At 64.7% G+C, this 10756-nt stretch carries 7 protein-coding genes; 1 reads left to right on the top strand and 6 read right to left on the bottom strand.

All coding sequences use genetic code 11. The features are described 5' to 3' along the window. Positions 1–58 precede the first annotated feature (58 nt). The gene (locus tag O3656_RS04640; protein ID WP_500062840.1) at positions 59–1288 is read left to right on the top strand and encodes a S8 family peptidase; all 1230 of its coding nucleotides are present in this window, start codon (positions 59–61) and stop codon (positions 1286–1288) included. Between the two features lie 87 nt (positions 1289–1375). Here the strand turns inward: O3656_RS04640 and O3656_RS04635 are convergent, their stop codons facing one another. The 6 genes from O3656_RS04635 to eccCa form a co-directional block, all read right to left on the bottom strand. Beyond that, positions 1376–2608, bottom strand: a complete 1233-nt coding sequence (locus O3656_RS04635) for a S8 family peptidase (protein ID WP_500062839.1) — start codon at positions 2606–2608, stop codon at positions 1376–1378. Positions 2609–2610: 2 nt separating this feature from the next. Next, positions 2611–3846, bottom strand: coding sequence for a S8 family peptidase (locus tag O3656_RS04630; protein WP_500062838.1), 1236 nt, complete (start codon positions 3844–3846; stop codon positions 2611–2613). Next, entirely contained in the window at positions 3825–5423 is a 1599-nt protein-coding gene (locus O3656_RS04625; protein ID WP_500062837.1) for a hypothetical protein, read from the bottom strand. Before O3656_RS04625 ends, O3656_RS04630 begins: the two co-directional genes overlap by 22 nt. 32 nt (positions 5424–5455) lie before the next feature. Continuing rightward, entirely contained in the window at positions 5456–5974 is a 519-nt protein-coding gene (locus O3656_RS04620) for a hypothetical protein (RefSeq protein WP_500062836.1), read from the bottom strand. 58 nt (positions 5975–6032) lie between these two features. Next, positions 6033–6572 carry a hypothetical protein gene (locus O3656_RS04615; protein WP_500062835.1) on the bottom strand — a complete coding sequence of 180 codons (540 nt, stop codon included), beginning with the start codon at positions 6570–6572 and terminating at the stop codon, positions 6033–6035. A gap of 65 nt (positions 6573–6637) precedes the next feature. Then, on the bottom strand, positions 6638–10681 hold the full coding sequence (gene eccCa, locus O3656_RS04610; protein ID WP_500062834.1) for a type VII secretion protein EccCa: 4044 nt from the start codon (positions 10679–10681) through the stop codon (positions 6638–6640). Positions 10682–10756: the final 75 nt, after the last annotated feature.

Here is a 10756-nt window from a genome sequence, read left to right as displayed (position 1 = left end):
ACCGGATGGTAGACTGACGTGTTGCGCGCCGCCGGGGTGCGCAGCGAAAGGAATAGTGATGAAGCACGGGTTCGGTCGCGTCGCGCGGCGTGGCACAGGTATCGGTGTGGCCGGGGCGCTCGCGCTCACGGCTCTGGTGGTTCCCGCGGCTCCGGCCTCGGCTGATAGTGCGATTGGGGCGAATGAGGAGCCTTTCTACTCCTACTACTACCTGGACGCGATACGGAACTCGGGGATTACGGGTAAGGGCAAGACGATTGGCCTCATCGATGGGCCGGTGAACACTGGCATTCCCGAGTTGACGGGCGCCGACATCGAAATCTACCGTCCCTGCCAGGTTAATTCTCAGGATAAGTATTGGGACCACGGGACGGTCATTGCGCAAGAGATTGTCTCGCCCCAGTTTGGGATTGCGCCGGGCGCGACGCTGCGCGCATACGGGCTGTCCTTTGCGGGCGATTGGACTGGGCCCGACTGTGCGATTGGCGAGTTCTTGCGAGGCTATTCCGACCTCTCGGTTCTCATTGAGACTGCGCTGAACGACGGCGTGGACGTGATCACGACGTCAGCGAGTTACCCCAGTACTTACGAGGGTATGCGCTGGGCTCTGGCGCGCGCGATTGCGCAAGAAGTCCCGGTGGTCGCCTGCGTCGGCAACGATTCGACCCGCGATTCGAAGGACTGGCTGCCCGCGTGGGGTGGCGTTGTGGGCGTGGCCGCGATCGAGCACAACGGCGTCATCGCGGACTATTCGAACTGGGGGAGCCCCGTGTCGACGGCGGCCCTGGCGCGCCCGTACGTGCGCTCCGGCGTGTCGCAGGAGCGCGGTTATTGGTGGGGGACTTCTTTTGCGACACCCCTCGTCGCGGGTTCGCTGGCGCTGTCGATGGAGCGGTGGCCAGGCGCGAGCGGCAATCAGATCATGCAGGGCCTGGCACACACCGGTGTGGGCGGAAACGGCGGCCAGTGGAACCCGTACACCGGCTATGGCGCGCTTGACGTGTACGCGTTGCTCACGACTTCTCCGATGTCTTTCCCGGATGAGAATCCCTTCATGGACAAGGGCGAGAACACGGTGCCGAGCCGCCAGGACGTGCAGGACTACAAGGATGGCGTCGTGGATCCTCGCGTCATCCTGAACGATAACTCCTACCAGTACCGGGGTCTCGATGAACGCCTCGTCGTCAGCCGCGACGCCACGTACCCGACGCACCTGGGGACGAGTCCGCGCTACCACAAGAAGACGACGCAAAAGACCACGCAGAAGACGACGCGTAAGAAGAAGTAGTGGGGGATGCGGCGCGCCCCGCCCTCCCCACGAAAGAGAAGGGAGAACGGGGCGCGGGGTGCGCGGTGGTTCGCGCGAGTGTCATGGTCACTTCCGGTGGTAGCGGGGGCTGGTTCCCAGGTGGAGCGGTGTCTTGAGCTCGGACTGGTACAGGACGACGGTATCGTCGGCACCTCGGTACACGTAGGAATCTGGGACCTCCCGCTCGGCAGCGGGATTGATGAGTCCGTCGGCGTAGTCGGCTACCTCATCAGCCGTGGGTTCGGAACCACCCGGTTTGTTGAGGATCGGGTTCTCGTCCGGGTACTGCGAGGGATCGTCGATGACGAGTCCGCCGCCGTCAATGGCTCCGTATCCGGTGTATTGATTCCACTCGTGGTTGGGGTTCAGACCGGAATGGACCAGGGACTGGAGGATCTGGTTGGGGGTGGCGTCGGGCCACTTCTGGCGTGCCAGTGCGAGCATTCCGGCGACGAGGGCCGTTGAGATGGAGGTACCTTGCGTGGTGGCAGGTTGATTTGTACTTGCATCGAGATAAGTGTACGGGCCGCCGACAGCGGCGGTGACGACACCATTGCCCCAGGAGGAGTAGGACGCAAACGTGCCGTCGGTGTTGATGGCGGTGACGCCAACGACGCCCGACCACCGACCCAGGTGGCTACGGTTTTCGTCCGTCGCTCCGTTACCGGAGGAGGAGACAATGATGACACCCTTGCTGATCGCGTTGGCGATCGCCCACTTGATCTCCGAACCGTGCTCAGAGTTACTCAAAGAGATGGAGATGATTTGGGCTCCATCATCGACGGCTTGATTGATCAGCTTGTCGATGCTATCGGCCTTGTCAGTCAAGCCGCCGCACGTGCCACCGGGTTGCGAATCTTCTGACGAAATCTGGTAGGTGTACAGCGTCGCATCGGGAGCGACGCCCGTGTAGGGAGACACCAGCAACGTCGCCATATCGGTTGCGTGGCGCACGCCGTCAGGGGAGTCAATGACGGTGCACCGGCTCTTGTCGACGATGGTGGCGCCGGCCAGCTCGGGGGCGCTGGTGTCCACGGGACCATCAAAGAGGGCGATGGTCACGCCCTTACCGGTGTAACCCTTCTCGCGTGCTGCGTCGAAGCCATAGTAGGAGAAGTACTCCTGGGTGGTGATCGGGTCCGCTGCGTGCGCGGGGGCCGGGGCCACGGTGAGAGCACCGACAGCCAGCGCGAGTGCGGAGGCGATGGTGGTCAGGGCGCGCGCGGCGCGCCCCGCTCTCCCCACGAAAGAGAAGGGAGAACGGGGCGCGGGTTGCGCGGTGGTTCGCGCGAGTGTCATGGTCACTTCCGGTGGTAGCGGGGGCTGGTTCCCAGGTGGACGGGGATGGACCCGTGGTCGTAGACGACTCCTTGGTCAGTTCCGCGGTAGACGTAGGTGTCGGGGAAGGAGGCTATCTGTAAGGATCCTGCGACTCCGTCGATGTAGTCCTGGACCTCCTGCGCGGTGGGTTCAGAACCACCGTTCTTTTGGATGATGGGGTTCTCGTCGGGGTACTGCGAGGGATCCGTGTTGACCAGTGCGCCACCATCGATGGCACCGTAGCCCGTGTACTTGTTCCAGTCGTGGTTGGGGTTCAGGCCGGTGTGGACCAGGAGTTGGAGGATCTGGTTGGCGGTGGCGTCGGGCCACTTTTGGCGCGCGAGGGCCAACATGCCAGCCACGAGTGGGGTGGATATGGAGGTGCCGTGAACGGTGGCCGGCTCCCCTGTGTTCACGTTGTACGTGGTGTATGGTCCGCCGAAGGCGCCGGTGACCATGCCATCGGCCGAGTTGGAATAGGAGGCGAAGGTGCCGTCACTGTTGATGGCGGACACGCCGACGACACCGGAGTACCTACCCAGCTGTGTGGTGTCGTCTTGGTGTCCCTCGTTTCCGGCCGCGGCGACGATGATGACGCCCTTGGTGATCGCGTTGGTGATGGCCCATTTGAGCTCGTTGGTCGATTCGTTGACGCTTTGGGAGACCGAGATGATTTGGGCGCCGTCTTCGACGGCCTGGTTAATGAGAGCGGCAGTGGTGTTGAGCTCGTCCCCGTTGGAGTCGCACGAGCCGTTCGATGTTGTCGAACCGGTGGAGGACTGATAGTTATACAGGGTTGCGTCGGGTGCCACGCCCGAGATGGGGGAGACCAGGATGATCGCCATGTCAGTATTGTGGCGGACGCCCTCGGGTGAGTCTTGGATGGTGCAGCGGCTCTTATCAGTGATGTTCGCCCCCTTGAGGGCCGGATTACTCGTATCGACCGGACCACCGATGACGGCAATCGTGACACCCTTACCGGTGTATCCCTTCTGGCGTGCGGTGTCGAAGTGGTAGTAGGAGAAGTACTCCTGTGAGGGCACCGCGTCGTCCGCGTGGGCCGGGGCCGGCGCCAGGGTGAGGACGCCAGCGGCGAGGGCCAGGGCGGAGGCGACGGTGGTCAGGGCGCGCGCGGCGCGCCCCGCCCTCCCCACGAAAGAGAAGGGAGAACGGGGCGCGGCGTGAGAGGACAGGCTCACCATTGGCGCGGATCCCATCCGTCGTCCGTGCTCTTGGCCGGGGTGATGGTCGTGTCAGACCCGTAGGTCTGGGACATGGGGTTGACGTAGCCGACGGGCAGATCGTCCTCGTCGTCCTCGAACTTGAAGGCGACGTACTGGCGCTTGCGACCCTTCTTGTCCTGCTTACCCGCGCCCGCACCCGCACCAGCGCCCGCACCCATGAAGCCCGAACCCGAGCCACCCTTGCCCGCGGCACCGGCAGCGCCAGCCGCGCCACCGTTCGCCCCGGTGGAACCGGCAACGCCCGTCGCGCCCGACGCGCCCGCCCCGGAACCGGCCAGGCCGTTCGCACCCGCGGGGGGATTGTAGGAGCCAAAACCCGACCCGGAGTAGGAGCCGACCTTCAAGGCGGAGGCCCCCGCGCCACCCAGGCCACCGGTCATGCCGCGCATGCCCGCGCCAAGACCGCCGGATCCCATACGGGCGGCACCACGCATACCGAGGGCACCCGCACCGAGCACACCAGCACCACCGAGCCGTCCCGTGGTGCTCGCGTCGGCGGAGGCCGCGCCGCCGTTCAGGCGCCACAGGGGGTGATCCATATCCGCGGGCGGTGCCGGGGTATGCCCGCCGACGACGCCATTGCGGTAGGCCGTGCCGTTCACGCGCGTATGCAGCAGATCCTTGCCCATGAGGTCCTGGGGATCGGTGATGGGGTTCGTGCGCGATCCGGCCTCTCCGTAGGCGGGCTCCTGCGTGGGAACCGCGCCCGAGGAGATGATGCGGTTGCGGGCCGCGGCAGCGTCGGCCTCACTCCACCACGGCTGGTCGAAGCCACCGGGGTAGTTGGGAGAAGAAGGGCTACGATCCGCGGCGCGACCGAAGTCATCGCCCTTACCGTATCCCCAGTCGCCGCCGCCAGCGCCACCACCGCTGGTGCCGCCACCACCGCCCTGGGTGCCGCCACCGCCCTGGGTGCCGCCGCCACCACCACCTGGATCCTTACTCTTCTCCTCGTCTTCGTATTTTTGCAGGTTGCGGCCCTTTTCGCCGGGCTCACCTGTGATTTGGCCCTTCATGATGCCACTGATCGTCAAGGTGCGGTCGTTCACCATGTCGATGATGCGCTTCGCCGCGGCCTCGCGCTGCTCGTTCGCCTGCTCTTCGACGGCGGCGACGTAGGCGGCGCCGGTGGTGTAGAGCTTGCCCATGAAGCGGATGCCCGTACCGGGCTCGCTGGAGGGAACCGACACGAGCAGGTCATCGCGCATCGCCGCCGTGTTCGCGTCGAGGAGGTCCGGCGAGAGCTTCTCGGCTTCGCTCAGCGCCGTCGCCATCACGTTACGGCCTCGAGAGTAGGTGTGATAGCCGCGCTCGTAGCCCTCCCGATACTTCTCGATGCGGGTGATGGACGCGTCAACCCAGCGATCCATGGCTCTACCCGTCGCGCCGGTAAAGCCGTGGCTCTCGCGATAGGCGCGCAGGCGCTCAACGGCGTCATCAAAGCCCTTCAAGGCCTTGTCGTGATCCCCGTCCCACGCGTCAAGCCCCTTGTTGGCGCGAGCCGCCTCCATGAAGACCTTAAGACGCTCATAATTCGGTGAAGCAACCATTGTGACAAACTCCTTATATCTAGCTATGCAGCTCAGTAGTCCGACGGGCCTGAGGAAGTAGTCGGTGCACCACTCGAACCACCCGCCGAGCCAGCACCCGATTGAGTGGGGGGCGCGATCAGTGGATCTAGAGCGGAGCCGAGATCTTCGGGGGTCAAACCGAGCGCGTGAAGCATCGCGGTGAACTTGGTCGGGTTCTGGGAGCGGATTGCCTGCATCTGCTGGTCGGCCTGCGTGTTTTTGAACTCCAGCTGGTTGTCGTATTCCGTGCCGGTGAAGCGGGTCATGGCCTTATGCATATCCTCCTCGAAATTCTTGAGCATTGTGGATTCGCCCGCGAGAAGTCCGGATACGGCTTCGAACATCTTCTCAGCACTGCGTTGCAGGTCCGCGGGCCCGTCTTCGTATCCCCAGAAGGTGGATGTCTGCGCGGACCCTAGGGCCTCGGTATGCTTGCGCGATCCCGTCACCGCGTCCCAGGTTTCGGTCACCTTCGGTGCGGCTGCTTGCTGCTGGTCGTCGTCGTAACTGACGTCTGCATTTCCGGCCATTGTTGACTCCTAAATGGTTGATGAGAAAAGAAGAAAGTGTGTCGATGCGCAGGGCCGCTTACTTACCGACCTTGAAGCGGCGGACCAGCGGCTCCTTGGGCTGATCGTCACCATCGACCTTCAGGGTCCACACGTACGTCAGGTCAGCGCCCGAGCCCTCCACGTCTACCGTCCACGACGAGTAGTACTCGCAGTCCTGCTCCACGCACAGGTCGTAGGTGTCCTGGCCCAGACGCCAGTAATCGGTGGCCGACATCATCAGGTAGATCTTGTCGTCCTTGTTCACCACGGTCTTACCCTTGGGATCCAACTTGAAGGTCTGGTCGATGATCGACGGGGGATCCACCGCGACCAGCTCCGTTCCCACCATCTTGCTCAGGGCCGTCGCCTTCGCGGCGATCTCCTGCTTCTCCGAGCCGGACGCAGACTGCATCTGGCTGACCAGCTGCTGTTTTTGTCCCTCGGGAATGTTGGGCAACTTCGAAATATCGCTGGAATTTCGCGCACCACCCAAGATGCTGCAACCGGACAGGGCGACGGAAGCGAGCAGCAGGGAAGCGGTGGCTGCGCGAGCGCGATGGGACACGAGAGAGGACATGTTTTTCTCCTACTTTCAGACTGGTCAATCATATGCGACGAAGGGGCCGCTGTGTCAACAAACGATCAAATTGCTGGCGGCGTCCACGTGAGCTGCGCGGCGACGACGCCCAGCTCTCGGTGAACGACCTGCGCGCGGCCAGCGATCGCGCGCTTCGGCTTCACGCCGTTGATGATCGCGCCCTCGCTGGGGTTGCCGGACAGGAGGATACCGGTGACGGCCAGGTCGTTCATCATCTGCAGGACCTTCTCGTAGGCCGCGCGCGACGCGCCGCCCATACGACGGGTGATGATCACATGCAGGCCGATGTCTCCCGCCTGCGGCAGCAGGTCAATGAGCTCCATCAGCGGGTTACCCGACGAGGTGGCCACCAGGTCGTAGTCGTCGACCAAGATCCACACTTCCGGACCCGACCACCACGTGCGCTCGCGAATCTGCTCGGCGGTCACGTCGGAACCGGGCAGGCGCGTGCGCAGGAACTTAGCCAGCTCACGCAGCTGCTTCATCGCCTCGGCATGGTTCGTCAGGTAGCGCAGCGAATACTCGTCCGGGATCGCACCCAGGAGCGAACGGCGCATGTCGATCGCCAGGATCTTCGCCTCGTTGGGCGAGTACAGGCGCGTGACCTCGGAAATGATCGACCGCAGGAAGGAGGTCTTGCCCGTCTTGCCGTCGCCGAACAGGTACAGGTGCGACTCCGCGCGAGTGTTGAACAGGAGCGGCCCCAGGCGCGACTCCTCCACGCCGAGCACCATGTCGCCGCCGCCGCGCGGCAGGATCTGCTGATCCGGCAGCTGCGAGAGGATCTCCGGAAGCGTGATCCGCTGGGGCAGCAAACGCAGCTTCGGGCCCTCGCCCGCCACCAGGCACTCGCGAATCTTGTTGACCGTGTACGCCACGCCCTGCGACACGGTTGACGGATCCTGCTCCGCGTCCGCGCGCGGCAGGCCGATCATCATCTCGTGACCCGCCATGTCGATGCCGCGCCCCGGGCGTCCCTTCGGAATGCGAGCGGCACCCTCGCGGTTGACGATCGACTCCTTCGGGTTCGCCGTGTGCAGCTCCAGGCGCGACCCGAAAATATCCTGTGCCTCGGCGCGGATATCCATCCAACGGGCTGCCGATATGACCAGGTGAACGCCCAGCGACAGGCCTCGACTCATCATCGTCGTGACCTCGCGGTCCAGGCCATCGAACTCGGAGCGCAGCGCACCCCACCCGTCGATCACCAGGAACACGTCGCCGTAGCCGTCGTCGTAGGTGCCCGCCAGGCGCCCACGACGGTAGGTATCCATCGAGTCGATGCCGTGCGCGCGGAAGTAACGCTCGCGGTCGTCCATGATCGCCGCGATCTCGGCGAGCATACGCGTGCGCACTTCCTCGGTGTCGCGCGTCGCCACGCCGGCCACGTGCGGCGCGCCGGCAAAGCCCGCGAAGGTACCGCCACCGAAGTCCATCACGTAGAACTGGACTTCCTGAGGCGTGTAGGTCAGTGACAGGGCCTGAACGATCGTGCGCAGCGCCGTCGACTTACCGGTCTGCGGGCCTCCCACGAGCGCGAAGTTACCGCCCGCGCCCGACAGGTCCAGGACCAGGGTCTCGCGGCGCTGCTCAAGCGGCAGGTCGACCGTGCCCAGGGGCACGCGCAGGACCCCGGACTCGCGCCAGGCGCGAGAAATGAAGCCCAGCTCCGGATCCGGCGCCAAGTCCGGCATGAGAGTCGCGAACGTATCGGGAACCTCCAGCGGAGGCAGCCACACCTGGTGCGCCGGGTAGCCCTTGCCCTTCATCTTGGCCACCGCGATGTCCATCTCGGACATGTCCGCCCACACCTCGTCACCGGCCAGGACGATCTCCTGGTTCTGATCGACGTCTTCCTCCTCGCCCAGGGCTTCGCGCGTGATGACGGGAGCGACCGTGAACGGCAGGATCTCGATCGGCGCGCTCGGGGCGCCGGCCGTCGAGGCCTCGGCAATCGACGCGAGGGTGCGCGCCGGCGGGGGAGCGGCCACGTAGGACGCGCGGAAACGAACGAGGCCGTCGCCGCCCGCCTTCAGGAAGCCCGAACCGGGCAGCGGAGGCAGCTTCGCGGCGTCGGGGATACCCAGGACCTCGCGCGAGTCGCTCTCCGTGAACGTCTTGAGCGCAATGCGGTACGACAGGTGCGACTCCAGGCCGCGCGCCTTACCCAGGTCCATCTTCTGCGAAGCCAGCAACAGGTGCACCGACAAGGATCGGCCCAGACGACCGATCATGATGAAGACCTCGCCGAACTCCGGCTTGGCCATGAGCATTTCCGTGAACTCGTCCAGGACGATGAACAGGGCCGGCAGCGGCGGGTACTCGTGCTTGCCGGCGAGGCGGTCCGCCTCGTAATCGGACACGTTCGCGTAATTGCCGGCCTGACGCAGCATCTCCTGGCGGCGCACCATCTCGCCCTGCAGGGCGTCCTGCATACGGTCAACCAGCGAGAGCTCGGACTCCAGGTTCGAGATCATGGCCGACACGTGCGGCAGGTCCGCCATGCCGGCGAAGGTCGCGCCACCCTTGAAGTCGACGAGCACCAGGTTCAGCTGCTCGGGGGAGTGGGTCAAAGCCAGCGCGAGAACGAGGGTGCGCAACACCTCGGACTTACCTGAACCGGTCGCGCCGATCAGCAGGCCGTGCGGACCCATACCCTGCTGGGCGGATTCCTTAATGTCCAGGACGACGGGCCGGCCCTCGGGCGTCACCGCAAAGGGGGCGGCCAGGCGTGCACGCCCCTCGCGTCGCACCCACTGCTTCTCCGGGTCGAAGTCTCGAATGTCGCCGATACCGACCAGCTCCATGAGGTCCTTCTGGCGCGACTCGTCCGAGCGGCCCACCGGCGTGTCCGACTCCTCCAGCTTCTCCTGGGTGGCGAAGGGGGTCATGCGACGAGCCACGGCCTCGGCCTGCACGGCGCTGAGCCGATCTGCGAAGGCTGACTCGGGCACAGAGTCCATGGTCACCACGTCGACGACGTCCGCGCCCTTGCGATTCGGGCTGGGGTGGATGACGAGGCGCAGGGCAGTGTGAGACTTCATCGGCGTCCACTCGCGGGCGCGGCTCATGATCGTCACGCCGCGCACGCCCGCCATCGACCCGAAGGGCGAGGAGGTGGGGAACTCGGCGCCGTCGCACACGAGGAGGAGATGGGGCCACTCAGGCATCTCTTCGCCCGGGCGATACGCGCCGCGCATCGCGATATCGGGGCCGATCATCTCGACCAACTCACGCGGGTCCGTGGAAATCATGCGAGCCGGGCCAATGGCGTCGCGAACGTTGGCCGAGCGCGCCTGTGGCATCCACTTCACCCATTCCCAGTCGCCCAGACGATCAGCCGAACACAGGACCGCGATCTTGAGCTTGGAAGGCTCGATGAAACACGCCAAGTGCATCATGATGGCGCGCATCTCGTCGTAGGCGCTCTCGCCCTCGCCGACGACCTCGATATGGCTGAAATCACCCAGGTAGAGGAACTTACCCACGTTGTCCGTGTGATCGTGCACCGCGATGAAGCGTTCCATCGCCGACAGACACACGACGTCCATCTCCGTCATCGGATCGATCGGCGGACGCTCGAACGTCAAGCCCAGGGGCTGCGTACCACTGCCATAGCGGAACGTGAGCACGTCGTAGGTGTTGCCCTCACGCGACCACAGGCGAGACCCGTTCGCTGCCAGGGTCACCAGGGCGTCGGGGTCGGGGTAGACCCAGTTGTAGTAGGCGCGCTGCTTCTTCGCGACCTTGCGGATCGACTCGCGCGTCTCCGCGAGGTAAGACAGGTACTCGCGACGCTGCGTCTTCACGCGCGTACGGTACTGGGAGAACTGGCGGTACATGTTGAAGCCGACCATGCCCAGCATAGCGACCAACATGCCGCCGCCCATGAGCATGGAACGCCCGCCACCGTTGTTCTGCATCGCCATGAAAATCATGACACCCGTCGAACCGAGCATCGGGACGACCATCATGAGGACGTTGCCCATCGATGCGGGCTCAGCCTTCTCCGGCGGCATCTGCAGGGCCAAGCTGCCGGAAGGCTGCTCCGGAACCGCGGCAATCCGCCGTTTTTTGCGTGTAACCATCAGGTCTCCTCGCGCTGCGCGCGTACGTGTTCGATGCGACTGTCCCCAGTGTAGCTGAGTGCTCTTCCAAGTTTT

The sequence above is a fragment of the Pauljensenia sp. 27098_8_83 genome, from assembly GCF_041432695.1.
Taxonomy (GTDB): domain Bacteria; phylum Actinomycetota; class Actinomycetes; order Actinomycetales; family Actinomycetaceae; genus Pauljensenia.
Note: the sequence above shows the minus strand (reverse complement) of the source record. Positions and strands in the feature narration are given on the sequence as shown.

What these genes read in the sequence shown, in the direction of transcription:
- O3656_RS04640 (WP_500062840.1), top strand. Translation starts at nt 59, where the DNA reads ATGAAGCACGGGTTCGGTCGCGTCGCGCGGCGTGGCACAGGTATCGGT.
- O3656_RS04635 (WP_500062839.1), bottom strand. Translation starts at nt 2,608, where the DNA reads ATGACACTCGCGCGAACCACCGCGCAACCCGCGCCCCGTTCTCCCTTC.
- O3656_RS04630 (WP_500062838.1), bottom strand. Translation starts at nt 3,846, where the DNA reads ATGGGATCCGCGCCAATGGTGAGCCTGTCCTCTCACGCCGCGCCCCGT.
- O3656_RS04625 (WP_500062837.1), bottom strand. Translation starts at nt 5,423, where the DNA reads ATGGTTGCTTCACCGAATTATGAGCGTCTTAAGGTCTTCATGGAGGCG.
- O3656_RS04620 (WP_500062836.1), bottom strand. Translation starts at nt 5,974, where the DNA reads ATGGCCGGAAATGCAGACGTCAGTTACGACGACGACCAGCAGCAAGCA.
- O3656_RS04615 (WP_500062835.1), bottom strand. Translation starts at nt 6,572, where the DNA reads ATGTCCTCTCTCGTGTCCCATCGCGCTCGCGCAGCCACCGCTTCCCTG.
- eccCa (WP_500062834.1), bottom strand. Translation starts at nt 10,681, where the DNA reads ATGGTTACACGCAAAAAACGGCGGATTGCCGCGGTTCCGGAGCAGCCT.